The organism is Agrobacterium sp. 5Ca39 (genome assembly GCF_055382365.1).
In genome coordinates this window covers 2010589-2035640 of the sequence record NZ_AP026436.1, presented here as the reverse complement: position 1 = coordinate 2035640, position 25052 = coordinate 2010589, and the positions used below count along the sequence as shown (strand labels likewise).

At 61.0% G+C, this 25052-nt stretch carries 26 protein-coding genes; 21 read left to right on the top strand and 5 right to left on the bottom strand.

Translation table 11 applies throughout. The annotated features are described in order from the left end of the window. Positions 1-43: 43 nt before the first annotated feature. From ACZ47E_RS10145 to ACZ47E_RS10130, 4 genes are all read right to left on the bottom strand, one after another. A complete protein-coding gene (locus ACZ47E_RS10145; RefSeq protein WP_004443339.1) occupies positions 44-970 on the bottom strand; it encodes a response regulator transcription factor in 927 nt (308 codons plus the stop codon). After that, on the bottom strand, positions 967-4362 hold the full coding sequence (locus ACZ47E_RS10140; protein ID WP_278066976.1) for a hybrid sensor histidine kinase/response regulator: 3396 nt from the start codon (positions 4360-4362) through the stop codon (positions 967-969). The genes ACZ47E_RS10145 and ACZ47E_RS10140 overlap by 4 nt, the downstream gene beginning before the upstream one ends. 31 nt (positions 4363-4393) lie before the next feature. Next, a complete protein-coding gene (locus ACZ47E_RS10135; RefSeq protein ID WP_072494778.1) occupies positions 4394-5164 on the bottom strand; it encodes an SDR family oxidoreductase in 771 nt (256 codons plus the stop codon). A gap of 215 nt (positions 5165-5379) precedes the next feature. Next, the gene (locus ACZ47E_RS10130) at positions 5380-6414 is read right to left on the bottom strand and encodes a glutamine synthetase beta-grasp domain-containing protein (protein WP_006700347.1); all 1035 of its coding nucleotides are present in this window, start codon (positions 6412-6414) and stop codon (positions 5380-5382) included. A gap of 481 nt (positions 6415-6895) precedes the next feature. Between ACZ47E_RS10130 and ACZ47E_RS10125 the strand changes: the two genes are divergently transcribed. The 21 genes from ACZ47E_RS10125 to aidB all read left to right on the top strand — a co-directional run bounded on the left by ACZ47E_RS10125 (position 6896) and on the right by aidB (position 24254). Continuing rightward, positions 6896-7102, top strand: coding sequence for a DUF2735 domain-containing protein (locus ACZ47E_RS10125; RefSeq protein WP_162719335.1), 207 nt, complete (start codon positions 6896-6898; stop codon positions 7100-7102). Positions 7103-7432: 330 nt separating this feature from the next. Next, on the top strand, positions 7433-8722 hold the full coding sequence (gene urtA / locus ACZ47E_RS10120) for an urea ABC transporter substrate-binding protein (RefSeq protein WP_004443324.1): 1290 nt from the start codon (positions 7433-7435) through the stop codon (positions 8720-8722). Between the two features lie 275 nt (positions 8723-8997). Next, positions 8998-10611: an urea ABC transporter permease subunit UrtB gene (gene urtB / locus ACZ47E_RS10115; RefSeq protein WP_006699545.1), complete on the top strand. Its 1614-nt coding sequence runs from the start codon at positions 8998-9000 to the stop codon at positions 10609-10611. Beyond that, positions 10608-11771 (top strand): urea ABC transporter permease subunit UrtC, encoded by a 1164-nt coding sequence (urtC, locus tag ACZ47E_RS10110; RefSeq protein WP_006699546.1) that lies wholly within the window; start codon positions 10608-10610, stop codon positions 11769-11771. Before urtB ends, urtC begins: the two co-directional genes overlap by 4 nt. A 4-nt stretch (positions 11772-11775) precedes the next feature. Beyond that, positions 11776-12537 (top strand): urea ABC transporter ATP-binding protein UrtD, encoded by a 762-nt coding sequence (gene urtD, locus ACZ47E_RS10105; RefSeq protein ID WP_278066975.1) that lies wholly within the window; start codon positions 11776-11778, stop codon positions 12535-12537. A 217-nt stretch (positions 12538-12754) separates the two neighbouring features. Next, positions 12755-13450, top strand: coding sequence for an urea ABC transporter ATP-binding subunit UrtE (gene urtE / locus ACZ47E_RS10100; RefSeq protein WP_004443309.1), 696 nt, complete (start codon positions 12755-12757; stop codon positions 13448-13450). A 253-nt stretch (positions 13451-13703) separates the two neighbouring features. Continuing rightward, the gene (locus tag ACZ47E_RS10095) at positions 13704-14957 is read left to right on the top strand and encodes a CE1 family esterase (protein ID WP_278066974.1); all 1254 of its coding nucleotides are present in this window, start codon (positions 13704-13706) and stop codon (positions 14955-14957) included. Continuing rightward, positions 14864-15715, top strand: coding sequence for an urease accessory protein UreD (locus tag ACZ47E_RS10090; RefSeq protein WP_167497173.1), 852 nt, complete (start codon positions 14864-14866; stop codon positions 15713-15715). The genes ACZ47E_RS10095 and ACZ47E_RS10090 overlap by 94 nt, the downstream gene beginning before the upstream one ends. Before the next feature lie 107 nt (positions 15716-15822). Then, complete coding sequence (locus ACZ47E_RS10085) at positions 15823-16125, top strand: urease subunit gamma (RefSeq protein ID WP_004443305.1); 303 nt, start codon at positions 15823-15825, stop codon at positions 16123-16125. An 8-nt stretch (positions 16126-16133) separates the two neighbouring features. Further along, a complete protein-coding gene (locus ACZ47E_RS10080; RefSeq protein ID WP_045532186.1) occupies positions 16134-16391 on the top strand; it encodes a DUF1272 domain-containing protein in 258 nt (85 codons plus the stop codon). A 20-nt stretch (positions 16392-16411) separates the two neighbouring features. Beyond that, complete coding sequence (locus ACZ47E_RS10075) at positions 16412-16717, top strand: urease subunit beta (protein ID WP_004443301.1); 306 nt, start codon at positions 16412-16414, stop codon at positions 16715-16717. 1 nt (position 16718) lies between these two features. Next, complete coding sequence (locus ACZ47E_RS10070) at positions 16719-17075, top strand: GFA family protein (RefSeq protein WP_004443300.1); 357 nt, start codon at positions 16719-16721, stop codon at positions 17073-17075. Positions 17076-17078: 3 nt separating this feature from the next. Further along, on the top strand, positions 17079-17498 hold the full coding sequence (locus ACZ47E_RS10065; RefSeq protein ID WP_278066973.1) for a lysozyme inhibitor LprI family protein: 420 nt from the start codon (positions 17079-17081) through the stop codon (positions 17496-17498). A gap of 4 nt (positions 17499-17502) precedes the next feature. Next, complete coding sequence (locus ACZ47E_RS10060) at positions 17503-18147, top strand: Urease operon accessory protein (RefSeq protein WP_278066972.1); 645 nt, start codon at positions 17503-17505, stop codon at positions 18145-18147. 4 nt (positions 18148-18151) lie between these two features. After that, the gene (gene ureC, locus ACZ47E_RS10055; RefSeq protein ID WP_006699554.1) at positions 18152-19861 is read left to right on the top strand and encodes an urease subunit alpha; all 1710 of its coding nucleotides are present in this window, start codon (positions 18152-18154) and stop codon (positions 19859-19861) included. 12 nt (positions 19862-19873) lie between these two features. Beyond that, positions 19874-20542 (top strand): TIGR02117 family protein, encoded by a 669-nt coding sequence (locus tag ACZ47E_RS10050; protein WP_278066971.1) that lies wholly within the window; start codon positions 19874-19876, stop codon positions 20540-20542. Positions 20543-20697: 155 nt separating this feature from the next. Continuing rightward, positions 20698-21234: a peroxiredoxin gene (locus tag ACZ47E_RS10045; RefSeq protein WP_006699556.1), complete on the top strand. Its 537-nt coding sequence runs from the start codon at positions 20698-20700 to the stop codon at positions 21232-21234. 149 nt (positions 21235-21383) lie between these two features. Beyond that, entirely contained in the window at positions 21384-21893 is a 510-nt protein-coding gene (gene ureE / locus ACZ47E_RS10040; protein ID WP_278066970.1) for an urease accessory protein UreE, read from the top strand. Between the two features lie 3 nt (positions 21894-21896). Beyond that, positions 21897-22568, top strand: coding sequence for an urease accessory protein UreF (locus ACZ47E_RS10035; protein ID WP_278066969.1), 672 nt, complete (start codon positions 21897-21899; stop codon positions 22566-22568). A 246-nt stretch (positions 22569-22814) separates the two neighbouring features. Beyond that, the gene (gene ureG, locus ACZ47E_RS10030) at positions 22815-23426 is read left to right on the top strand and encodes an urease accessory protein UreG (protein WP_004443279.1); all 612 of its coding nucleotides are present in this window, start codon (positions 22815-22817) and stop codon (positions 23424-23426) included. Positions 23427-23429: 3 nt separating this feature from the next. After that, positions 23430-24254 (top strand): AidB family quorum-quenching N-acyl homoserine lactonase, encoded by an 825-nt coding sequence (gene aidB, locus ACZ47E_RS10025; RefSeq protein WP_278066968.1) that lies wholly within the window; start codon positions 23430-23432, stop codon positions 24252-24254. Positions 24255-24322: 68 nt separating this feature from the next. Here the strand turns inward: aidB and ACZ47E_RS10020 are convergent, their stop codons facing one another. Next, the gene (locus ACZ47E_RS10020) at positions 24323-25012 is read right to left on the bottom strand and encodes a Crp/Fnr family transcriptional regulator (protein WP_006699560.1); all 690 of its coding nucleotides are present in this window, start codon (positions 25010-25012) and stop codon (positions 24323-24325) included. Positions 25013-25052 lie beyond the last annotated feature (40 nt).

Sequence of the window (25052 nt, the reverse complement as noted above, 5' to 3'; positions counted from 1 at the left end):
AGCGAGAATGTGTCGGAAGAGCCTACCATAATTTGGCGAGCCGTCACCCCTGATGCAGAATATGCGCCGCCTTGACCGCGGCAGAGGCGCGGTTCTCCACGCCGAGCTTCACGTAGATCTGTTCGAGATGCTTGTTCACCGTCCGGGCGGACAGGCCGAGAATATCGCCGATATCGCGGTTGGACTTGCCCTTGGCGATCCACAAAAGCACTTCTGACTCCCGCGTGGTCAGCGCGAAATGCTCTTTCAGCAGATGGTCATCTGACTTTTCGTTGGCGGCGGTCAGGCGAAACAGATGCTCATCCGGGCCCATCGCGCCGAGGAAGGAGAGCTGCAAGGCCGGGCGTCCGGCTTGGGTGATCGTCAGCGGTGCATCGCGACCGGTTTCCGACGCCGCCCTTTCGCCAAGCCAGCGGCCGATATGGCTGACGACGATTTCCATGCCGTCATCCCGGCCGGTCGCAGCATTGACGAGCCGCGTTGCCTGCGGCGTAGACCAGTGGATAGCTCCATTGGCGCGCACGGCAAGCAGATGTCGGCCGGCGGCGTCAAGCGCCACGCGCGCGCTCTGCGCGGAACGGGCATTGGATAGATGCACGCGGATGCGGGCGCGCAGCTCATCGATATTGATCGGCTTGGTCAGATAATCGACGCCGCCGGAGTCCAGCGCCCGCACCACATGTTCGGTCTCGGTCAGTCCCGTCATGAAAATGACGGGCACCTGCGCTACCGCCGCATTGGCCTTCAGGCGGCGGCAGGTTTCGAAACCGTCCATGGTGGGCATGACGGCGTCGAGCAGGATGATATCGGGCGTAATGCGTTCGGCAATGTTGAGCGCGGCCTGTCCCGATGTGGCGATGAGGGCGGAAAAGCCGGACTGTTCCAGCGCGTCGGTCAGGAATCCCAGCGCTTCCGGGCTGTCATCCACCAGCAATACGATGTCTCTCGGGGCCGCCGCCTGAGCGCTCATGCCTTGAGGTCTCCCCTGTCACTGTCTTCGAACCGCTTGAGAAAATGCGCGTAACCGGCCAGATCGAAAGCCTGCACATAGGCGCCGAGCTCCTGCGTGAAGGGCAGGTTTTCCGTGTTGCGGGCAAGATCGGCGAGTTTCGCTTCGATGCCGCGTATGTAGCCTATTTCGCCCAGCCGCTGCAAATCCTGGATGTGAATGGCTCCCGGATGGACGATCTCGGCAGGCGGCTGCGGCTCCGGTGCGGGGGGCAGATCGGTATCGTAAATCCATTTCAGCCCGAGATGCACGGCGAGCCTGTCGCAGAGGTGGCGGATATCGACCGGCTTGGCGATGGCGTCGTTGTGATTGTCATCGCCGGCGCCCGCGACAGTGCCGTCGCCAATATTGGCCGAGAGCATGATGAGCGGGGCCGTCTGGCCCGCCTCGCGCAGCTTCGTCACCAGCTGCCAGCCGGTCATGCCGGGCATGGAAATATCGATAAGGAAAAGATCGGGCTTCACCCCTTCGATAAGGGTGAGACATTCGGGGCCGGATTGCGCGGTCAGCACGACGAAATCGAGCGGCGAAAGCACCTGCCGCATCAACTCGCGATGATCCTCGTTGTCATCGACCACGACGATAGTGCGGCGTGGACCGGAATAGGAGCGGATGGTCTTTTCCGGCGCTGGCGCCGTGTTTGGCCGGTGCACGGCGGATAGCATGAGGCGCACGCGGAAGGTGGAGCCTTTGTCCTTTTCGCTGGAAACGGAAATTTCGCCGCCGAGCGTATTTGTCAGAAGCCTTGTGATGGTGAGGCCGAGGCCGAGGCCTGGCATCGGGCGCACGCTTTCGGCCTCGCCACGCTGGAAGGGTTCGTAGATGCGGGCGAGGTCTTTTTCGGCAATGCCGCGGCCGGTATCGGACACGGTGAAGCTCGCCACCTGGCTGCGATAACCGACATGGAAGGTGACGGCGCCATGATCGGTGAACTTGATGGCGTTGGAAAGCAGGTTCACGAGGATCTGGCGCAGCCGCTTTTCATCGGTTCGCACATATTGCGGCAGAGCGGGCGAGCGGTCGTGGCGGAATTCCAGCCCCTTGGCCTGCGCCTGCGGGCGGAACATATCGACGATCTGGTCGAGGAAATCCTGAATGTTGATCTCGTTGGAATAGACCTGCAGGCGGCCCGCCTCGATCTTGGAAATATCGAGAAGTCCGTCGATCAGACCCGAGAGGTGGTCGGCGGAGCGGCGGATGACCTTGATCGCCGATTGCCGGGGAGGGGGAATGGTCTCGTCACGTTCGAGGATCTGGGCATAGCCGAGAACGGCATTCAGCGGCGTGCGTAGCTCGTGGCTGAGGCCCACGACATAACGGCTCTTGGCGCGGTTGGCGGCCTCCGCCGTTTCCTTGGCGTCCTGAAGGGCTGCATCTGTCTTCTTGTGGGCGGCGATTTCCTTCAAGAGCAGCGTGTTCTGGCGGGAGGATTCCTCTTCCGCCACCACCCGGCTGTCATGGGCAAGGACGAGGAACCAGCAGACGATGCCGGCAATGACGGCGAAGACGAAAAACACGATGAGGATGGTGCGGTTCACCACATCTGCCGTTTCCGGCGAGGCCGTGCCGACCTGATGCGCGATCATGGCCAGAATGCCACCGATTGTGGTGACGGCAATCGCCGCCGCCATGCCGTAGCGCCCGAGGCGGGTGGCGAGCTTTGCCACCAGTTGCCTCGGCAGGAAGGTTTTGGCGACGGTCGCGACCTGATAGTTCAGCTTCGCCTTCGGCTTGCACATGTCGTGGCAGCGGCTGTCCAGCGAGCAGCAGAGCGAACAGATCGGCGCGGCATAGGCCGGGCACCAGGCCATGTCCTCAGGCTCGAAAGGATGCTCGCAGATGGAGCAGGTGATGCTGCTTTCTTCGCGCCATTGCTGGCGCGGCTTGCGGGCAAGGTAGAATTTGCCCTTGGTCCCCCAGGCAATCAGCGGCGAGGCGATGAAGGCGACGATGAGCGTGAGATAGGGCGCGAGCGAGGCGGCGAGCGGGCCGAAGGTGCCGAAATGCGCCATCAGCGCAATGGTGGCGGAAAGCGCCATGGAGCCGACGCCAACGGGATTAATGTCGTAGAGATGGGCGCGCTTGAACTCAATGCCCGGCGGGGCAAGGCCGAGCGGCTTGTTGATGAAGAGATCGGCCGAGATGGTGCAGAGCCACGCCATGGCGATGATGGAGAAGATGCCGAGCGTTTCCTCAAGCAGCCGGTAGATGCCGAGTTCCATCAAGAGCAGCGCAATCGCCACATTGAACACCAGCCAGACGACGCGGCCGGGGTGGCTGTGGGTGAGGCGGGAGAAGAAATTCGACCAGGCGAGCGACCCCGCATAGGCGTTCATGACGTTGATCTTCAGCTGCGAGACGACCACGAAAGCGACCATCAGCAGCATTGCCGCCGTCTGGTTTGGGATCATATAACCGAAGGCGGTGAGATACATTTGCGCCGGATCGGCGGCGCGATCGACCGAAACGCCGGAGCTGAAGGTCAGCACGACAAGGAATGAACCGGCCAAGAGCTTCGGCACACCCACGACGACCCAACCGGCACCAGCGAGAAAGACGGCTATGCGGTGGCGAAGCCTACTCTGGCCTTCGGCCGGCAGGAAGCGCAGGAAATCGACCTGTTCGCCGATTTGCGACATCAAAGCCAGAATGACGGCGGAGGCTGCGCCGAATTCCACGAGATTGAAATCCGCGATGGTGCCCGGCGGGCCGGACGCATGGTGAATGCCGGCAAAGGCGCGCCAGAGATCGTATTTTTCCCAGTCCATCAAGGCGATGAAGATGAAGGGCAGGATGTTGAGGACGATCCAGAAGGGCTGGGTGATGATCTGGAAACGGCTGATAAGCCGCACGCCATGGGTGACGAGCGGAATGACCATGACGGCGGAGATGATGTAGCCGATCCACAATGGAATGCCGAGCGCCAGTTCCAGCGCGCCGGACATGATCGACGCCTCGATGGCGAAGAGCATGAAGGTGAAGGCGGCATAGATGAGTGAGGTGATGGTGGAGCCGATGTAACCGAAGCTTGCGCCGCGTGTCAGCAGATCGATATCGACGCCGTGCCGGATGGCATAACGGCTGATCGGAAGGCCGACGGCGAGCATGGCCACGGCGGCGACAAGGATGGCGTAAAAAGCGTTGGTGGTGCCGTAGGAAAGCGTGATGGCTCCACCGATGGCTTCCAAAGCCAGAAAGGAAATCGCGCCGATCGCGGTGTGGGAAATGCGGTTGGAGGAAAATTGCCGGGCGCTTTTGGCGGTAAAACGCAACGCATAATCTTCCAGCGTCTGGTTGGCGACCCAGCGGTTATATTCGCGCCTGACGGGGATGATGCGTTGCCGTGCCGCCATGCCTATTGAGCGCCTTTCCGCCCGCGGCCTTTCACAGGCGCACCGACATGCCGCCATCCACCGTCAGCACATGGCCGTTGACGAAGGAGGCCGCGTCGCTGGCCAGAAACAGGGCCGCACCGGCAATCTCGTCCGGTCTGCCCCAGCGCTCCAGCGGTACACGAAGCTTGGCAAAGGCCACCATCTCAGGATTTTCGGCAAGGGCGGCGTTGGTTTCGGTGGCGAACATGCCCGGCGCAATGGCGTTGCTGGTGATGCCGCGCGCGCCATATTCCACGGCAATCGCCCGCATCAGGCCCGTCAGCCCCTGTTTGGCGACGGGATAGATCGCATCGCCCGGCCGCACGATATGGCCAAGAATGGAGGTGATGGTGATGATGCGGCCATAGGTCTTTGCCGCCATGGCTTCCGCCGCATCGCGCGACAGGGAAATGGAGGAGGTGAGGTCGGTGCGGATCAATTCCAGCACGTCCTCATCGCTGAACTCGGACAGCGGGCGGCGGTCGCGCGCGCCGACATTGTTGACGAGAATATCGAGGTGGCCGAGTTCGCTCATGATGCGGTGGACCAGCGCCGCCCCGGCTCTGGTATCGGCAATATCGAAGGCGGCATAATCCGCCTTTCCGCCCGCTTCGCGCAACGTGTCGACCGCCTGTTGCAACGTCTCGGCATTGCGGCCGGTCAGCCAGACATGGGCGCCAGCTTCGGCAAAGGCTTTGGCGATTTCAAAACCGAGGCCGCGGCCGCTGCCGGTGATGATGGCGGTGCGGTTCTTGAGGGAAAATTTGTCGAGAATGCCCATCGTTCACCTTTCTGCTCGAAAGCACATGGCCTGCTTTGAGGCACCGGGGCGAACCCTGTCCGGGTCAAGGAAGCGGCGATGCCATCGCTCAAAACCACGCAGATGCCTGCGCCGGGATGACTATGCCGCATGTGGCGACGGGCGAAAGGTCACCTGTCCGTTCGGTGGACAGAAAAATGGCGTCGCCCGGTTCGGGCGACGCCATCAGTTCGATATCAGGCAGCAGCCGACTTTGCGAGCGGCACTTCCGCGATCGTCTTCAGAACGACGGAAGCGATCTGGTAGGGGCAGCCCTGCGAGTTCGGACGACGGTCTTCGAGGTAACCCTTGTAACCGTTGTTGACGAAGGAATGCGGAACGCGGATCGACGCGCCACGGTCTGCCACGCCGTAGGAGAACTTGTTCCACGGAGCGGTTTCGTGCTTGCCGGTCAGGCGAAGGTGGTTGTCCGGACCGTAAACGTCGATGTGCTCTTTCCAGTTCTTGGCAAAAGCGGCCATGAGGGCTTCGAAATATTCCTTGCCGCCAACTTCACGCATGTACTTGGTGGAGAAGTTGCAGTGCATGCCCGAACCGTTCCAGTCGGTGTCGCCGAGCGGCTTGCAATGGAATTCGACGTCGATGCCGTACTGTTCGCAAAGACGCAGCAGCAGGTAACGAGCGATCCAGATCTGGTCGGCGGCGCGCTTGGAGCCCTTGCCGAAAATCTGGAATTCCCACTGGCCCTTGGCCACTTCGGCGTTGATGCCTTCGTGGTTGATGCCGGCTTCGAGGCAGAGATCAAGGTGCTCTTCAACGATTTCGCGGGCAACCGAACCGACGTTCTTGAAGCCGACGCCCGTGTAGTAAGGACCCTGCGGAGCCGGGTAGCCCTGTTCCGGGAAGCCGAGCGGGCGGCCGTCCTGGTAGAAGAAGTATTCCTGCTCGAAGCCGAACCATGCATCTTCGTCGTCGAGGATGGTTGCGCGGCTGTTCGACGGATGCGGGGTGACGCCATCGGGCATCATGACTTCGCACATGACGAGCGCACCGTTGGAGCGGGCCGGATCCGGGTAGATCGCGACGGGCTTCAGCACGCAATCGGAGGAGTGGCCTTCGGCCTGCTGCGTGGAGGAGCCATCAAAGCCCCAAAGCGGCAGCTGCTCGAGTGTCGGAAATTCATCGAATTCCTTGATCTGGGTCTTGCCGCGCAGGTTGGGGACCGGCTTGTATCCGTCCAGCCAGATGTACTCGAGTTTGAACTTAGTCATTACGAACCTCTCATAGGTAACAATGCGAAGCCTTGAGGCCTCCCGCGGCTTTCACCACCGGAAGCGCATTCGCGTTCAAGGGCTGACCCCTTAGATGCATGCCGCGTGCCAGATTCGCGATATCCGGCGATTTTTTCGAAAAATCTTTCAGGGGCCATTGGCGCAGGGCCTCTGGATTTCCTGCAAAGGGGCTTCTGTTGCGACGCAACAGGGTAAATCACCCCTCAAGTTTCATCATTGAATCCTGATAGATAGCTGGCGCCCGGCAGTCCCATGCGATGCTGCGATGCGGGAAATTCAATTGCGCGCGAGGGATTGGCATTTGCCCTAAAAACCAGCGCTTTCGGAATGGTTTTTCTTGTCGAAACCACTGTCTATGCCTATATTTTCCGCAACGTGATTTTTTTTTAATCAAAGGGAGCGAATCCGGCTTTCACGGGTTTGATTCCATGACCAAGTGCTTCGATGCAAACAGAGTGAGATGACCGAAATGGCGACTGGCTTTCATCGTGAGACGGCAACGATCTACCAATTCCCTGTTGGCGGGCGCGCTGGCGCGTCCAAGTTCCGTACCAATGGCTTGAGCGACCTCGAACGCGAGGCGAGAGAGCCGCATGTGGATTTTGGCTCCTGGTATCATGACGAGGCGATCCGGGACGAAGAGAGCGACCGCAAGCCGCATTCTTGATGTGAAACGTTGCCGCGCCTTTCTTCTCCCCGGCGGGGAGAAGGTAGCCAGAAGGGTCGGATTAGGGGGCAGGCTCTCCCAATATCTCGACCCTTGCCCCCTCATCCCGCTGCGCGGACTTCTCCCCGGCGGGGAGAAGAAACAAGCCGAGACCTCTCGGTCTACATAGGCCGCTCTGTCCGGTAGTTCCGTCCCCTGCACCTTTCGCCACCCCGCCTACGTCAATTGACGTATACGGTTTCGCGCTTACGAGATCGATAGTCCCTCCAGCAGCGGCCGAAGATGCCGCTGAGCCTCCACGAGAGGCCAACAAGGAGAGGGGTCCTTCCGATGATGTTCCGCAAGACGCTCAGTGCCGCGCTGCTTGGCGCAATCCTGTCCACCACCGCCTTCCACGGCGCCTTCGCTGCCGATGACACGATTAAGGTCGGCGTGCTGCATTCTCTTTCCGGTACGATGGCCATTTCAGAAACCACGCTGAAAGACGCCATGCTGATGCTCATCGATGAGCAGAACAAAAAGGGTGGCGTTCTCGGCAAGAAGCTCGAAGCCGTCGTGGTCGATCCGGCCTCCGACTGGCCGCTTTTCGCCGAAAAGGCCCGCCAGTTGATTTCGCAGGACAAGGTCGCCGCCGTTTTCGGCTGCTGGACGTCCTCCTCGCGCAAATCCGTTCTGCCTGTTTTCGAAGAGCTGAACTCGATCCTGTTCTACCCGGTTCAGTATGAGGGTGAAGAATCCTCGCGCAACATCTTCTACACGGGTGCCGCCCCCAACCAGCAGGCCATTCCGGCCGTGGATTACCTTGCCAATACCGAGGGCGTCGAGCGCTGGGTTCTGGCCGGCACGGACTATGTCTATCCGCAGACCACCAACAAGATCCTGAAGGCCTACCTGATGTCGAAGGGCGTCAAGGAAGAGGACATCATGATCAACTACACGCCGTTCGGTCACTCCGACTGGCAGACGATCGTGTCCGACATCAAGAAATTCGGCTCGGCCGGCAAGAAGACCGCCGTTGTTTCCACCATCAATGGTGACGCCAACGTGCCCTTCTACAAGGAACTGGCCAACCAGGGCATCAAGGCCGAAGACATTCCGGTCGTCGCCTTCTCGGTGGGTGAAGAAGAGCTCGCCGGTCTCGATACCGCGCCGCTGGTCGGCCACCTTGCCGCCTGGAACTACTTCCAGTCCGTCGATGCGCCAGTCAATGCCGAGTTCATCAAGACCTGGCATGCCTTCACCAAGAACGACAAGCGCGTGACCAACGACCCGATGGAAGCCGCCTATATCGGTTTCAACGCCTGGGTTAAGGCCGTGGAATCCGCCGGCACGACCGATACGGACAAGGTTCTCGACTCGATCATCGGCGTTTCCGTGCCGAACCTCTCTGGCGGTTATTCAACCGTCATGCCGAACCACCACATCACCAAGCCGGTGCTGATCGGCGAAATCCAGGCCGATGGCCAGTTTGAGATCGTGCAGCAGACACCGCAGGTGGTGGGTGACGAATGGTCGGATTATCTGCCGGACTCGAAGGATCTGATCTCGGATTGGAGGAAGCCGATGTCCTGCGGCAACTTCAACGTGGCCACGGGTAAGTGCGGCGGTAAGGGTAGCTGATTAGCGGGGGCGCTGTGATGGGCCGCTCCCTTAGTGGGGGCGGTTTTATCATTGGAAACTGAACAAGCATGCCCCCCTCTGCCCTGCCGGGCATCTCCCCCACAGGTGGGGAGATCGGCAAGCGGCGAGGCCCCGCATTTCTCCTCCGTTGAGATGGAGCGATGCGAGCGCATCTTGCCGATCTCCCTCCTTGTGGGGGAGATGCCCGGCAGGGCAGAGGGGGGTAAGCCGCATACTCCTCGCCAAAAATACATCGCCGCTCCAAGGAACCCGACATGACGATCCGATCTTTTCTCGGAGCCATCTTCCTCTGGCTCACCATGGGGATCGCCGCCCAGTCCCTCGCGCAGAGCGACCCAAAGGCGCTGATCGACCAGCTCGGCACGGCTGATTTCAAGCAGGCCGAAGTGCTGATCGGGCAGATTGCCGCCACTGGCGATGCGCGCGTGGTGCCGGCGCTGGAGGCTTTTGCGGCGGGTGATCTCTACGTGCGCAAGTCAGACAATCTCGTCTTCATGACCAAGCCTGCAGGTTCCGATTTCACGCTGATCGACCCGCTGACGGGTGAAAGCGCCGGCTCGGCGCCGAAGGCGACCGTTACCAAGATCAGGGTCAACAATAATCTTCGCCGCGTCATCCGCGCCGCGATGGGCGGGCTGACGTTGCTCAGCCCGGAAAAATCCGTGCGGCTTGCAGCGGCTGACGCCGTCCTGAAAGCGCCAAGCGCCGAAAATCTCGAATTGCTGGAAGCGGCCATCGCCAAGGAAACCGATAATGAGGTGCGGACCCGGATGGAGGAGGCGCGGGCTGTCTCGCTGCTCTCCTCCGACCGCCCCCTTGAGGTGAAGAAAGAAGCGATCGCCACCATCAAGGCGCTTGGCGGGCGCGATGCGATCAGCATTCTGATGGCGGCGACGCCATCGGTCGATCCGAGCCTGAAACCGGATGTGGACGAGGCGATTTCCAGCATCGAGAGTTCCCTTGCCTTCTGGGATTACGCGCAGAATGTCTGGTACGGCCTGTCACTTGGTTCCGTGCTGCTGCTCGCCGCCATCGGCCTTGCCATCACCTTCGGCGTCATGGGCATCATCAACATGGCGCATGGTGAAATGGTGATGATCGGCGCCTACTCCACCTTCATGGTGCAGGAGTTGATCCGCAGCCATTTCCCCGGCCTGTTCGACTGGTCGCTGGCGATTGCCCTGCCGGCCGCCTTTCTGGTCACGGCCTGCGTCGGCCTCGTCATGGAACGCGGTGTCATCCGCTATCTCTATGGACGACCTCTGGAAACGTTGCTCGCCACCTGGGGCATCTCGCTGATCCTGCAACAGGGCGTGCGCTCCATCTTCGGCCCCACCAATCGGGAGGTCGGCAGCCCGAGCTGGATGTCCGGCTCCTTCAGCGTCGGTTATCTCAATTTCACCTGGAACCGGGTGTGGATCGTCTGTTTCTCGCTCTCCGTCTTCTTCGCGTTGCTGGTTCTCCTGAAGCGCTCCGCCTTCGGCCTGCAGATGCGCGCCGTGACCCAGAACCGCCGCATGGCGTCTTCCATGGGCATTCGCACGCCTTGGGTGGATGCCTTCACCTTCGCGCTCGGTTCCGGTGTCGCCGGGCTTGCGGGCGTCGCGCTGTCGCAGATCGACAATGTCTCTCCCAATCTCGGCCAGAGCTACATCATCGACAGTTTCATGGTGGTGGTGTTCGGCGGGGTCGGCAATCTCTGGGGAACGCTGGTCGGCGCCCTGTCGCTCGGCGTGCTCAACAAGTTTCTTGAGCCGACGGTGGGCGCCGTGCTCGGCAAGATCCTCGTGCTCGTTCTTATCATCCTGTTCATCCAGAAGCGGCCGCGCGGTCTCTTCGCACTCAAGGGAAGGGCGATCGAAGCATGATTACCGGCTTCCTCCTGCGCGCGCTCGATCGCCGCATTTCCATCGCCATCGGCATCATCCTTGCCATCGCCGTGCTGGTTCCCGCCTCCAACCTGCTGTTGCCAGCCGATAGCGCGTTCCGCATCCCGACCTATATCATGTCGATGCTCGGCAAATATCTGGCCTATGCGCTGCTGGCGCTCGCGCTTGATCTGGTCTGGGGTTATTGCGGCATTCTCTCGCTCGGCCACGCCGCCTTCTTTGCGCTCGGCGGTTATGCCATGGGCATGTATCTGATGCGGCAGATCGGCACGCGCGGGGTCTATGGCCATCCGGTGCTGCCCGATTTCATGGTGTTCCTCAACTGGAAGGAACTGCCGTGGTTCTGGCACGGCTTCGACATGTTCTGGTTTGCGGCGCTGATGGTGCTTGTCGTGCCGGGCCTGCTCGCCTTTGTCTTCGGCTGGTTCGCCTTCCGCTCGCGGGTCAACGGTGTCTATCTCTCGATCATTACCCAGGCCATGACCTATGCGCTGCTGCTTGCCTTCTTCCGCAACGATATGGGTTTCGGCGGCAATAACGGCCTGACCGATTTCAAGGATATTCTTGGGTATTCCGTGCAGGCTGATGGCACCCGCGCCGTGCTGTTTGCCATGACGGCGGTGATGCTGGCGCTCTCGCTTTTGATCGCATCGGGCATCGTCAATTCCAAGTTCGGCAAGGTGCTGGTGGGTGTGCGGGATGCTGAAAGCCGGGTGCGGTTCCTCGGCTTCCGGGTGGAAAACATCAAGCTCTTTACCTTCGTCGTTTCGGCGATGATGGCGGGCATTGCGGGTGCCTTGTTCGTGCCGCAGGTGGGCATCATCAATCCCGGCGAATTTTCGCCCGCCAACTCCATCGAAGTGGTGGTGTGGACGGCGGTCGGCGGGCGCGGCACGCTGATCGGGCCGATCATCGGCGCGGTGCTGGTCAATGGCGGCAAGAGCTATTTCACCGGTGCGTTCCCGGAGTTCTGGCTGTTTGCGCTCGGCGGTCTCTTCATTGCTGTCACGCTGTTCTTCCCCAAGGGCATCGTCGGTACCGTGCAGCATTATCTGGCCGGACGGCGGGAAAAGCGGGTTGCAAGCGCGGCGCGTGAGGCTGGCAACGACAGCGCGGTTGCGCAACAGGCGGCGGAGTAAGCCCATGAACACGGTTTCCGAAAACAGAACCAAGAGCCTGCTTTATCTCGATGGCGTCTCCGTTTCCTTCGATGGGTTCAGGGCGCTGAATTCCCTCTCCTTCGTGGTGGAGCCGGGCGAACTTCGCGCCATCATCGGCCCGAATGGTGCTGGCAAAACGACGATGATGGATATCATCACCGGCAAGACGCGGCCGGATACCGGCACGGTACTCTTTGAAGACAGCATCGACCTTACCAAAAAGGACGAGGCCGACATCGCCCAGCTCGGCATCGGCCGAAAATTCCAGAAACCGACGGTGTTTGAAAGCCATACCGTGTGGGACAATCTGGAACTCGCGCTGAACCGCAAGCGCGGCGTGTTCGCAACCCTGTTCTACCGGCTGACGGAGGAAGACAAGGCGCGCATCGAGGAAATCCTCGCCACCGTGCGGCTCGGTCACCGCCGCGGCGATCTCGCCGCCAATCTCTCGCATGGGCAGAAGCAGTGGCTGGAAATTGGCATGCTGCTGGCGCAGGAGCCGAAGCTTCTCTTGGTGGATGAGCCGGTGGCGGGCATGACGGATGCAGAGACCGCTGAAACCGCGGTGCTCCTGAAGGAAATCGCCAAGACGCGTTCGGTGGTGGTGGTTGAGCACGATATGGGCTTCATCCGCGACCTTGGGGTGAAGGTGACCTGTCTTGCGGAAGGCTCGGTGCTGGCTGAGGGGTCGATCGACTTTGTGTCGAGCGATCCGAAGGTGATCGAGAATTATCTGGGGCGGTGATGGTGGTGTTTGCGTTTGCCGTGACCGTACCCCCCTCTGCCCTGCCGGGCATCTCCCCCTCAAGGGGGGAGATCAGATGCCGCCCTCGCTCGTTCCTTTGCCACGATGCTATGGGGAAGAGTGTTCGCCACTTGCCAATCTCCCCCCTTGAGGGGGAGATGCCCGGCAGGGCAGAGGGGGGTAGCGCCGCCCACCATACCGTCATTGGAGTTTCACCATGCTGACAGTCGACAACATCAACCTCCACTACGGCGCAGCGCAGGCGCTCCGCGGCGTGTCGCTGAAGGCCGAGATGGGGAAGATCACCTGCGTTCTCGGCCGCAACGGCGTCGGCAAAAGCTCGCTTTTGCGCGCCGTCACCGGCCAGCAGGCCACCAGCGCCGGCACGATCCGTTTCGGCGATGCGGCGCTGGACGGGCTCGCACCTTACCAGCGGGCAAAACGCGGCGTCGGTTACGTGCCCCAGGGGCGGGAAATCTTTCCGTTGCTCAGCGTCCAGGAGAATCTGGAGAGCGGTTATGCGCCGCTGTCGCGCAAGGAGCGGTTCATCCCGGATGATATTTTCAGCCTGTTTCCCGTGCTGCAGACCATGCTGTCACGCCGCGGCGGCGATCTCTCCGGCGGGCAGCAGCAGCAGCTTGCCATCGGCCGGGCGCTGGTCACGCGGCCGAAAATCCTCGTTCTCGACGAACCGACCGAGGGCATCCAGCCGTCGATCATCAAGGATATCGGCCGAGCCATCAAATATCTGCGCGATTCCACCGGCATGGCGATCCTGCTGGTCGAGCAATATCTGGATTTCTGCCGTGAGCTTGCCGATTACGTCTACATCATGGATCGCGGCGAGATCGTGCATCAAGGCCTCGCTGAAACGCTGGATATGCCGGAAGCGAGGCGGCATCTGACAGTATAAACCGAGACCAAAGCCTGTGCGCGCCGATCACGGCGTGCAAACGGGCGATTAATATTTTGAAAGCCTATGCGCCTCGACATGGCTTTCATGCGTAATTTTAGCATTTCATTGAATAACCGCCTGTGATATTGGCAGCGAAAATGCTGCATGCGAGACACAGGAAAAGTCTATTCGCACGCCGCGACAGTTGATCCCTTACATTCCACGCACGTCCGACGTATTGTCGGAAAACTGTGCCAATAAAGGCGTGTCAATGATTCAAGACTTTGCAGTGGGCCGGGCTTCCCGGTGGGTGCGTTTCGCACGCAGCCTGTTCCTCGGGCTGGTAATCAGCGCAGGCGCAGGGGTCGCAGCGTCGGCATCGACCTGCGGTCAGGGTATTGGCCCCGGCATGGAACCGGGTCGGCATGATTTTTCCATTCTCTCTAACGGGCAGAAACGCGACGGCGTCTATTTTGTTCCATCCGCCTATGATGGAAAAAAGCCGCTGCCTGTCGTATTCGATTTCCACGGCTCGAACAGCAATCCGCATGGCCAGCTGAACCGCAGCGGCTGGGACAAGCTCGCAGAGCGTGACGGTCTCATGGTCGTGGCGCTGGCGGGCAGCCTGAACGGCGAGTTGCCGGGCACCCATGCCTGGAATGTCCCCGGCGTTACAACACGCCCCGGCGGGCTGGACGAGGTGAGCTTCATTCATGAAGCGATTGCCATGGTGAAGGGCAAGTTCTGCGTCGATGAGGAACGTTTTTACGGTTCCGGCTATTCTGGCGGCGGGCGCATGCTGTCGCAATTCATCTGCACCGGAGCCAAGGATTTTAATGCCGCCGGTTTCGTTGCGTCGTTGCGCGCGGGTTATCCGCTGGAGACCGAAGGCAAATGGGCACCGGATGCGGCAAGCTGCACACCCGCGCGGCCGATGTCGATCATCGCCTTTGCCGGGCTGAAGGATCCAGCCAACCCCTATCAGGGCGGCGGCAAATCCTACTGGCAATATAGCGGCGAGACGGCGCTGAAGCGCTGGGCTGAAATGGACGGTTGCAAGGGCGCCGCCAAAAGCAAGGTGGGCGAGAGCTTCACGGTCAATTCTTACGATGTCTGCAAGGCAGGCGCTCGTATCCAGTCCTATGTCATCAACGACTGGGACCACGCCTGGCCGCGCGCCACCATGAAGGCCGAGGTTCTGGCCGCAAACGCCGTTGTTACCCGCAAGCCGGGCGGCGAGCAGACGCCGAAAGCGGAGCCCGCCGTGGAGCGCAAGATGCCCACAGGCGAAGTGACGCGGACGGTTGATGCAGCCGAGAGAATGTGGGATTTCTTCCGAAACACGGAAGGTCAGCTTGTCGTGGACGCCGTCGTCAAGAAGGATTGCGTCGCCAAGGCCAATCCCGCTTCCGCAACCGCTTCGGAGACCGCGTGCAGCAGCAACAGCAAGCCATCAGCCCTTCCGGTTGCGAAGACGCTCAACCTGTCCGGCAACAGCGCGCCCGTGGCAGAGGACGCATTGTAACGAAGGCAGTTGAAGGGCGCAGCCGGCTGGACGAATTGTTTCAGGAGGGCTGCGCCAAGATCCGTCTTCCGGAAACCTACTCGAACGAAGCCGAAGCCATTCTCATCAATTCCTCCGGCGGTTTGACCGGCGGAGACGAACTTGAATGGCAGGCAGTCGCCGGCGCCGATACCTCGCTTGTGGTCACCACGCAGGCCTGCGAAAAGGTCTACAAGGCGTCGTCGGGCACCGCCACCGTGACCGCGCATGTTTCCGCCGGGCCGGGTGCGAAGCTGCACTGGCTGCCGCAGGAAACGATCCTCTTCGACCGGGCGTCGCTGACGCGAAGGCTGGAAGCCGATCTTGACCAGTCCTCAGAATTCATCGCAGTCGAAGCCGTGCTGCTTGGCCGCCAGGCCATGGGCGAGGCGATGACGCACGGGCTTTTCCGCGACCGCTGGCGCATTCGCCACGGCGGCAAGCTGGTGCATGCCGAAGAACTTCTGCTTGCGGGCGAGGTGGCGGCGCTGACCGCGAAACCTGCGGTTCTGGCCGGGCAGGTTGCCTTTGCCACGCTGCTTTATATCGGGCCTATGGCCGAGGCGCTTCTGCCTAAAATCCGGGCGATTGCCGGGGAAAGCGGCGGTGCCAGCGAGTGGCAGGGCAAGCTCGTCGTGCGCGTGTCCGCTGCTGATGGTTTCTCCTTGAGAAAATTGCTTTTTCCGATCATTTCGCTCTTGCGAAACGGCGCGCCAGTGCCGAAAGTCTGGAATCTGTAAACCCCTCGGATCGTCTCGTGACAGGCGTTCTTCGGGGTCTGTCAAATGTCGGATCTGGTCTCCAGCAAACCTCGTTTGTGGAGCAGATGCCAAGCCGTGGGACGACGATGAACCTTAGCCCAAGAGAGAAAGACAAGCTGCTGATTTCCATGGCCGCCATGGTGGCGCGCCGCCGGCTGGAACGCGGCGTCAAGCTGAACTATCCCGAAGCGATTGCGCTGATTACCGATTTCGTGGTGGAGGGCGCACGCGATGGCCGCGCCGTGGCCGACCTGATGGAGGCGGGCGCGCATGTCATTTCCCGTGATCAGGTAATGGACGGCATTGCCGAGATGATCCACGATGTGCAGGTGGAAGCGACCTTCCCTGACGGCACCAAGCTGGTGACCGTTCACGAACCGATCCGGTGAGGTGACGTATGGCGCTGGAACTTCGGCCCAATTGCGAATGCTGTGACCGTGATCTAGCGCCCGACAGCCGGGACGCGATGATCTGCTCGTTCGAATGCACTTTCTGCGCCGATTGCGTGACCGGCGTGCTCAAGGGCGCGTGCCCGAATTGCGGTGGCGAACTGGTGCGAAGACCCGTCCGCCCGGCGGGAAAGCTCATCAATAACCCGGCATCCACAAAACGGGTGCTGAAGGCGGAAGGCTGCGCGGCAGCCACGGCCGCATAAGAACGATAAGGGGAACACCGATGAAACCAGGCGAAATCATTGCCGCCGAAGGCACCATCGAACTCAATGCCGGCCAGCCGACCGTGACGATCGAAGTGGCCAATTCGGGCGACCGGCCGGTGCAGGTGGGCAGCCACTACCATTTCTTCGAGACCAATGCGGGTCTCCTTTTCGATCGCGAAAAGGCGCGCGGCATGCGTCTCGATATTCCGGCCGGCACGGCGGTGCGTTTCGAGCCTGGCCAGAAGCGGGAAGTGACGCTGGTGCCGCTTTCCGGCAAGCGGGAGGTTTATGGTTTCCGTCAACAGGTCATGGGGAGGTTATGAAATGGCGACGGCGCATTATCATGGAAGCTGCCAGTGCGGCAGCGTCAGCTTCGAGGTCGATGCCGATCTCGATCACACTGTTGTCTGCAATTGTTCGCGGTGCAAACGGCTGGGCTCCACGCTCGCCTTCGCGCCGCGTGACAAGTTCACGTTGCTTTCCGGCGAGGGCACGCTGAGGGAATATCTCTTCAACAAACACAGGATCCATCATTTTTTCTGCTCCACCTGCGGCATTGAAAGCTTTGCGTATGCCGACGGGCCTGACGGTACGCCGATGGTGGCGGTCAATGCCAATTGTCTCGATGGCGTCGATCCGCGGGCGCTGAAGCCGCAGGCTTATGACGGCGCGGCGGCCTGAGCGATGGCGATCAGCAAGAACAACCTCGTCACGGCCGCCGTCTTCTGCGTGACGGCAGGTCTCTCGGCGTCGGCCGCAGCGCAGACTGAGCCGAACTGCAAGGAACCGCAGACGCAGGCGGACATGACGATTTGCGCCGGCAAGGATTACGAAAAGGCCGACAAAGAGCTCAATGTCGCTTATCAGAAGCTGCGCAAGCTGCTCATCGAACGTGACAAGGCGGCGGATGCGGATGGAAAGGGTGCAACCGACGCGCTGGTGACAGCTCAGCGCTCATGGGTGGCGTTCCGTGACGCCAATTGCGCACTTGCCGGTTTTCAGGCGCGTGGCGGCTCAATGGAGCCGATGCTGATCTCTTCCTGCCTGGCCGAGACGAGCGGCAAGCGGGCGGAAGAACTGCGCCAACTCTCGGAAGGTTTCTGAACCCATGGGGCGGCGGATCACGATCGTCGGAAACGGGGAGCTGCCGCCAGGCGCGGCCCTGCTTATCGACCGGTCGGATATCGTCGTCCGTTTTAATGATTGCCGGTCTCTTGGGCTGGGCGGTACGCGCACCGATGTGGTGGCCGTGTGCAACACCGGGCGGCCAGGCCGTGAGATGACGGAGGGAAGCGAATGGCGCGAGAGCCATGGTGTGCGCCAAGCCGCCGCCATCTGGTCGGTGCGCGATCCTGCGAAATTTGCCGAAATGGAACCTGGCATCCGCGCAGCCTGGCCGGAACTCACTGATTTCTGCGCCGATTATACCGGCGAATTCGCGGCCATCGCGCGAGCTGGCGGCAAGAGCCATGTCATTATTTCTCGCGGTGTGCATGAGAGGCTCGATACGGCGCTCGAAGCCTATAAGCCCGCACCGTACGTCTGCCCCAGCACCGGCCTCGTTGCCATTGCCCATGTTCTTGAAAATGTCAGCGGCGATGATGACGAGGTGACGATTGCCGGTTTCAGCCACCAGGGCTGGAGCGGCCATCCCTTTACCGCCGAACAACAGCTGGTCGATGCCCTTGCGGGAACGGGCCGGCTGACACGATTTTCCCCCACATCGATTTTCTCCGCGTCCGAAGGAGCCTGAACCCATGCCATACAAGATTTCCCGCGCCGCCTATGCCGGCATGTTCGGCCCGACCGTTGGCGACAAGGTGCGTCTTGCTGATACCGAACTCTTCATCGAGATCGAGAAGGACCACACGACCTATGGCGAGGAAGTGAAATTCGGGGGTGGCAAGGTCATTCGCGACGGCATGGGCCAGAGCCAGGCGACGCGGGCAGAGGGCGCTGTCGATACCGTCATCACCAATGCCGTCATCGTTGACCATAGCGGCATCTACAAGGCAGATGTGGGCCTGAAGAACGGCCGCATTCACGCCATCGGCAAGGCGGGCAACCCCGATACGCAGCCCGGCGTGACGATCATCGTCGGTCCCTCGACGGAAGCGATTGCCGGCGAAGGCAAGATCCTGACGGCCGGCGGCATGGATGCGCATATCCATTACATCTGCCCGCAGCAGATCGAAGAAGCGCTGATGAGTGGTGTGACCTGCATGCTTGGCGGCGGCTCCGGCCCGGCGCACGGCACGCTTGCCACCACCTGCACCGGCGCATGGCATATCGAGCGGATGATCGAAAGCTTCGATGCTTTCCCGATGAACCTCGCGCTTGCGGGCAAGGGCAATGCCTCTCTGCCGGCTCCGCTGGAAGAAATGATCCTCGCCGGTGCCTCCTCGCTGAAGCTGCATGAGGACTGGGGCACGACGCCCGCCGCCATCGACAATTGCCTGACGGTGGCCGACGAATATGACGTGCAGGTGATGATCCATACCGACACGCTGAATGAAAGCGGTTTCGTGGAAGACACGGTTGCGGCTATCAGGGGCCGCACCATCCATGCTTTCCACACCGAAGGGGCGGGCGGTGGCCACGCGCCTGACATCATCAAGGTCTGCGGCAATCCCAACGTCATTCCGTCCTCGACCAACCCGACGCGGCCTTACACCGTCAATACGCTGGCGGAACATCTCGACATGCTGATGGTGTGCCACCACCTGTCGCCGTCCATCCCCGAAGATATCGCCTTTGCCGAAAGCCGCATCCGCAAGGAAACCATTGCGGCGGAGGATATTCTCCACGATATCGGCGCGTTTTCGATCATTTCCTCCGATAGTCAGGCCATGGGCCGTGTCGGCGAGGTGGCGATCCGCACCTGGCAGACCGCTGACAAGATGAAGCGCCAGCGTGGCCGCCTGAAGGAAGAGACCGGCGAAAACGACAATTTCCGTGTTCGTCGTTACATCGCCAAATATACCATCAACCCGGCCATCGCCCAGGGTGTCAGCCACGAGATCGGCTCCATCGAAGTCGGCAAGCGTGCCGATCTGGTTCTTTGGAACCCGGCGTTTTTCGGCGTGAAGCCGGAAATGGTGCTGCTCGGCGGCTCGATCGCTGCCGCGCCGATGGGCGATCCGAATGCCTCCATCCCCACGCCGCAGCCGATGCATTACCGGCCGATGTTCGCCGCCTATGGCAAGCTGCGCACCAATTCCTCGGTCACTTTTGTCTCGCAGGCGTCGCTTGACGGTGGCCTTGCCCAGCGTCTCGGTGTCGCGAAGAAGCTGCTGCCGGTGAAGAATGTGCGCGGCGGCATTTCCAAGGCCTCGATGATCCACAATTCGCTGACGCCGCATATCGAGGTTGACCCCGAGACCTATGAAGTACGTGCGGATGGCGAGCTTCTGACCTGTGAACCGGCGACCGTGCTGCCGATGGCGCAGCGTTATTTCCTGTTCTGACGGCAGGCGCTCTTGAGACGCCTCACACGATGGATCGGCGGCGGCCTGCTGCTGCTCCTCCTGCTTCTTGTGCTGGGCACGGTTGCGCCGCGCCCGTTTTTTGCCGAGCAGGTGGGCGAAGGCGAAAAGAGCAGGGAAATCCTGCTCTTATCCAACCCGATCCACACCGATATCGCCCTGCCGGTTGATGACGATCTGCGGCGGGTCTTTGCCGCCTTGCAGGAGGGTGGGATCGCGGTCAATCATCCAGCTGCGGCCTATCTGGTGTTCGGCTGGGGCGGCCGCTCGTTTTACATTCAGACGCCCACCTGGGCCGATTTGAAACCGATGCCGGTTCTGCGCTCTTTCACGCTGGACAGCTCCGTCATGCATGTGGATGTGACAGGTGATTTTCCCGCTGATCTCGCCGGAGTGAAACGGCTTCGAATTTCCGAAGCGGGTTATCAGCGTCTCGTCGCGGGCATCCGGGCGAGTTTTGCCGGAAACGATGACGGTGTCAGTCCGGTATCCGGCGCCGGCTACGGCCTGACGGACGCTTTTTTCGAGGCGAATGGCCAGTTCAATGCGTTCGCCGGCTGTAACACGTGGTCAGCCGCGATGTTGCGGGAAGCGGGCGTTCAAACCGGTTGGTGGACGCCCTTGCCGCCGCTGTTGCGCTGGTCGATAGACCTGCACAATTGATCCCCAATTCCGTGCGGCATTTCGCGCATTTGGTGGCTGGAATCCCATTTTTATGCTGCACCGCAGCGCGTCTTGCGCTATGGAAACGGCAAAAGAATTCCGCGCGGATCGATCCCAAGCGATGCCTCGCAAAACGCCAGAACAGGAGACAAGACATGCTCGGCAAAAAAGTGCCCGCCGTAACCTTCCGCACGCGCGTTCGCGATGAGGCCGTTGGCGGCCCGAACCCCTTCCGTTGGCAGGACATGACCTCCGACGATTATTTCAAGGGCAAGAAGGTCGTCCTCTTTTCGCTGCCCGGCGCTTTCACGCCGACATGCTCGACCTACCAGCTTCCCGATTTTGAAAAGCTGGCGCCGGAATTCCGTGCGCTCGGCGTTGATGAAATCTATTGCCTGTCGGTCAATGATGCTTTCGTCATGAACGCCTGGGCCAAGGGTCAGAACCTCGAAAACGTCAAGGTCATCCCTGACGGTTCGGGCGAGTTCACCCGCAAGATGGGCATGCTGGTCGCCAAGGACAATCTCGGCTTCGGCATGCGCTCCTGGCGTTACGCCGCCGTCATCAACGATGGCGTCGTCGAGCAGTGGTTTGAGGAAGAAGGCTATTCGGACAATTGCGATAGCGACCCCTACGGCGTTTCCTCGCCGCAGAACATTCTGGAAAACCTGAAAAGCCGCGCTGCGGCCTGATTTTGGTTTTGTTGTTTGAGAGAGGCCCGGCAGCGATGCCGGGCTTTTTGTTTTCCGAGGCATTGCCGCCCTAAAAACACACCTTGAAATCCCCCCGCCTATCCGTCAAAAATCAGACCCCCAAGACTGTTTCTGAAACGGATCATCCCATGCTGCGCGTCACCTCCTATCACCCGGCCGGAACCCCTGCCGACGAGCCCTCCGGCTATGTCACGCTGGCGCATGACCAGCGGCATCTGCGCCGCAAGCTTCTGCATCTGCAGAATGACGAGATGGTGATGCTGGACCTGAAGGAAGCCGTGCTGTTTGCCCATGGCGACCTTTTGATGGTCGAAAACGGCGATCTGATCGAGGTTCGTGCGGCGGATGAAAAGCTGTTCGAAATCAAGGCGAAGGACCGCCTTCACCTGATTGAGCTCGCCTGGCATCTGGGCAACCGGCATCTTTCGGCGCAGATCGAGGAGGAGCGTATTCTCATCCTGCGTGACCATGTCATTCGCGCCATGCTGGAAGGTCTGGGCGCTACAGTGCGCGAGGTGGAAGAGCCGTTTCAGCCGGCGCGCGGCGCTTATCACGCCCATGGCGGCCACTCGCATGGCCATGATCACGGGCACGGGCACGGGCATGGGCATGGCCACCACCATCATGATCACGGCTGAGGCGTGAGCGGGGAAAGCGGCGTTGCCGCGCTGCTGCGCCTGATGGCCTGGATGTCGCCGGCGTTTCCTGTCGGCGGCTTTTCCTATTCGGGCGGGCTGGAAAAGACGGTGGAGGACGGGCGTGTGCGTAATGCCGCCGAGTTGAGCGGCTGGGTGGAAACGCTGCTGCGCCACGGCAGCCTGTGGAACGATGCGGTGTTTCTGGCAGATGCCTGGCGATGCTCGCAGGATGCCGTAGCGCTCAGCGAAACCGCTGATCTTGGCCGCGCGCTCGCCGGTTCGGCGGAGCGTTATCGGGAGACCGTGCTTCTGGGGGACGCCTTCGTTTCCGCCGCCAGCGCCTGGCCGCACGAGGTTCTGGAGCTGTTGCCGAAAGAGGCTCCCTATCCCGTCGCCATAGGCGCTGTGGCCGCTGGCCACGGCGTGCCGCTGCGCGAGACGCTTGCCGCCTTTCTGCATGCAGGTGTTTCGCAGATCGTTTCTGCCGGTATCCGTCTCGGCGTCGCGGGCCAGAAAGATGGCGTTGCCATTCTCGCCGCAAGCGAGGCGGTGATTGCCGAGGTGGCGGCACGGGCCGTCCAATCCACGCTTGATGACCTCGGCAGCGCCACGATCATCGCCGATACGGCGGCGATGCGTCATGAAACTCAGGGGACACGGCTTTTCCGGTCGTGAAAGCGACGGCAATCCATGGGGCGAGCGCGTGCCACTTGTTTCTTCTCGCCACCGCGGAGAAGGTCGCGGCAGCGGGATGAGGGGGCAAAGGTAGAGATATACCGAGAGCCAGCCCCCTCATCCGACCCTTCGGGCCACCTTCTCCCCGGCGGGGAGAAGAAACAAGTGGCACGATCCTTGCGTATATTTGAGCTGTTGAGAGGTTGTCGTAAGATTGGACCACAGCATAGTGAAGGGAACAGAGTGATGAAATCGGGTAATGGTCCGCTGCGCGTTGGGATTGGCGGGCCGGTGGGTTCCGGCAAGACGGCGCTGACGGAAAAGCTCTGCAAGGCGATGAGCGCCGATTATTCGGTCGCCGTCGTCACCAATGATATCTATACCAAGGAAGATGCCGAGGCACTGGTGCGCATGCAGGCGCTGCCTTCCGAAAGGATCGTCGGGGTGGAGACCGGCGGTTGCCCGCATACGGCCATTCGCGAAGATGCCACGATCAATCTGCAGGCGATTGCCGGGCTCAACCAGCGCTTTCCCGATCTCGACGTGGTCTTCATCGAATCCGGTGGTGATAACCTCGCGGCGACCTTTTCGCCTGATCTTGCCGATATCACCATCTATGTGATTTCCGTCTGCCAGGGTGAGGAAATTCCTCGCAAGGGCGGGCCAGGCATCACCCGTTCGGACCTGCTCGTCATCAACAAGAAGGACCTTGCGCCCTATGTCGGTGCCGATCTGACCGTCATGGACAGTGATGCGACCCGCATGCGCAACGCCATGCCGTTCGTGTTTACCGACATGAAACGGGGCGATGGCGTGGACCGCATCGTCGGTTTCCTGAAAGAGCAGGGCGGTCTCTGAACAATGACGATGCCCCGCCGTTTCGGCGCTTACGAAGTTTCCCGTTTTGTCGACGGTGTCTACAAGGCACCGGTCAGCCATCTCATTCACCGCCAGGGTGCCGAAGCGCTGGCTGCGGCCCTTGCCGGCCATCACGGCGAAACAGTGGATATGGACGTCAACTGCTTCACGCTTTCGGGACCTGAGGGCATCTGGCTGATCGATGCCGGCTGCGGCACGGCCTGGGGCGAGGCCTATGGCCATGCCCGCGCGGCTATGATTGCCGCCGGTATTCAGCCTGATGATGTCAGCCGTGTCATCCTCACCCATATTCACGGTGATCACGCGCTGGGCCTCATCGATGGCGACCGGCCTTATTTTCCCAAGGCGGAGATATGGGTGCCGGAGGCCGATCTTGCCTTTTTCACCAATGCAGAGGCGCGAAAGACATTGCCGCCCGCCCGGCAGGGCGGTTTCGATCTGGCTGCCCGCCTGATCGATATTTGCGGCGCGATGTTGCGGCCGATCTCGGTGGGGATGGTTGCCGAGGACATAGAGGCAATCGCGGTGCCCGGTCATACGCCCGGACAGATGGCTTACCTCATAGGAAGAGACGATAAGCGCTTGATGTTATGGGGCGATGTGCTGCATGTCGGGGACATGCAGGCGGCCGATCCCGGAATTGCTTTTGTCTATGATATCGATTCCGAACTCGCCCACGCGACGCGTCTCGAAGCGTTGTCGGCGGCGGCTGACCATGGTTGGCTGGTGTCCGGCGGCCATCTCGGCGGCTTTTTTACGGTCGAGCGGCGGGGCGACAGTTTCGGTTTTATACCGCAGCCTGGATGACTTCCGTGCAATACACCGAAGGGCGGAATGCCTGATGGCCTCCCGCCCTTCGTCCTCTCCCCGTATTTTCAGATCTGTTTCAGCGCCGCCACGTCATTGACCTGGACGATGCGACCGCGCACCGTGACGCCGGACTTTTTCAGGGTGGAGAAAGCGCGGGAGAGGGCCTCCGGCGCAAGGCCGAGCTTGCCGGCGAGCAGGCTTTTCTGGAACGGCAACCGCAGCGAGAAGGATGTCGCGTCGCGCGGGCCCTGATTGATGAGGTAATGGGCAACACGCTGCGGTGCCGTCTGCAGGCGGTCATTGGCAACGCAGTCCATGGCGGCCAGCAGGCTGTTGGACAGGCAGCGCATGACGGCCTTGGCGATGGCCGGTTCCTGATCGATCAGGCTGCGCAGCCTGGTGAGTTCGAAACGCGCCACGGTGCAGCTTTCCGCCGCCTGCGCGCTGTAACGATAGGTGTCGCTACCGAAGATCAGGCATTCATTGAAGGTATCGCCGGGGCCGCTGACGCGCACGTCCGCTTCGCGGCCGTGCCTATCCAGCCGGTAGAGCCTGACATAACCCGACAGCACGCAATAGAAATGCTGGGCCAGTTCGCCTTCCTTAAAAAGCACATGGCGGGCATTCACATTGGTGATGGTCGCCGCCTCCATCAGCTTCAGCGCCACCGCGTCATCCGCGATCCCGATCAAGGGCGCACGCAGCAGAATGTTCCTGTCCCTGTTGCTCAGCTTCACGGTCTTGTTCACGTCCATTCGGCTCCCGCTCAAACCTTTTGCCGGGCTGTCCGAAGCG

Coding starts and splice junctions, on each gene's coding strand:
- ACZ47E_RS10145 (WP_004443339.1), bottom strand. CDS start 970: ATGAGCGCTCAGGCGGCGGCCCCGAGAGACATCGTATTGCTGGTGGAT.
- ACZ47E_RS10140 (WP_278066976.1), bottom strand. CDS start 4,362: ATGGCGGCACGGCAACGCATCATCCCCGTCAGGCGCGAATATAACCGC.
- ACZ47E_RS10135 (WP_072494778.1), bottom strand. CDS start 5,164: ATGGGCATTCTCGACAAATTTTCCCTCAAGAACCGCACCGCCATCATC.
- ACZ47E_RS10130 (WP_006700347.1), bottom strand. CDS start 6,414: ATGACTAAGTTCAAACTCGAGTACATCTGGCTGGACGGATACAAGCCG.
- ACZ47E_RS10125 (WP_162719335.1), top strand. CDS start 6,896: ATGACCGAAATGGCGACTGGCTTTCATCGTGAGACGGCAACGATCTAC.
- urtA (WP_004443324.1), top strand. CDS start 7,433: ATGATGTTCCGCAAGACGCTCAGTGCCGCGCTGCTTGGCGCAATCCTG.
- urtB (WP_006699545.1), top strand. CDS start 8,998: ATGACGATCCGATCTTTTCTCGGAGCCATCTTCCTCTGGCTCACCATG.
- urtC (WP_006699546.1), top strand. CDS start 10,608: ATGATTACCGGCTTCCTCCTGCGCGCGCTCGATCGCCGCATTTCCATC.
- urtD (WP_278066975.1), top strand. CDS start 11,776: ATGAACACGGTTTCCGAAAACAGAACCAAGAGCCTGCTTTATCTCGAT.
- urtE (WP_004443309.1), top strand. CDS start 12,755: ATGCTGACAGTCGACAACATCAACCTCCACTACGGCGCAGCGCAGGCG.
- ACZ47E_RS10095 (WP_278066974.1), top strand. CDS start 13,704: ATGATTCAAGACTTTGCAGTGGGCCGGGCTTCCCGGTGGGTGCGTTTC.
- ACZ47E_RS10085 (WP_004443305.1), top strand. CDS start 15,823: ATGAACCTTAGCCCAAGAGAGAAAGACAAGCTGCTGATTTCCATGGCC.
- ACZ47E_RS10080 (WP_045532186.1), top strand. CDS start 16,134: ATGGCGCTGGAACTTCGGCCCAATTGCGAATGCTGTGACCGTGATCTA.
- ACZ47E_RS10075 (WP_004443301.1), top strand. CDS start 16,412: ATGAAACCAGGCGAAATCATTGCCGCCGAAGGCACCATCGAACTCAAT.
- ACZ47E_RS10070 (WP_004443300.1), top strand. CDS start 16,719: ATGGCGACGGCGCATTATCATGGAAGCTGCCAGTGCGGCAGCGTCAGC.
- ACZ47E_RS10065 (WP_278066973.1), top strand. CDS start 17,079: ATGGCGATCAGCAAGAACAACCTCGTCACGGCCGCCGTCTTCTGCGTG.
- ACZ47E_RS10060 (WP_278066972.1), top strand. CDS start 17,503: ATGGGGCGGCGGATCACGATCGTCGGAAACGGGGAGCTGCCGCCAGGC.
- ureC (WP_006699554.1), top strand. CDS start 18,152: ATGCCATACAAGATTTCCCGCGCCGCCTATGCCGGCATGTTCGGCCCG.
- ACZ47E_RS10045 (WP_006699556.1), top strand. CDS start 20,698: ATGCTCGGCAAAAAAGTGCCCGCCGTAACCTTCCGCACGCGCGTTCGC.
- ureE (WP_278066970.1), top strand. CDS start 21,384: ATGCTGCGCGTCACCTCCTATCACCCGGCCGGAACCCCTGCCGACGAG.
- ureG (WP_004443279.1), top strand. CDS start 22,815: ATGAAATCGGGTAATGGTCCGCTGCGCGTTGGGATTGGCGGGCCGGTG.
- aidB (WP_278066968.1), top strand. CDS start 23,430: ATGACGATGCCCCGCCGTTTCGGCGCTTACGAAGTTTCCCGTTTTGTC.
- ACZ47E_RS10020 (WP_006699560.1), bottom strand. CDS start 25,012: ATGGACGTGAACAAGACCGTGAAGCTGAGCAACAGGGACAGGAACATT.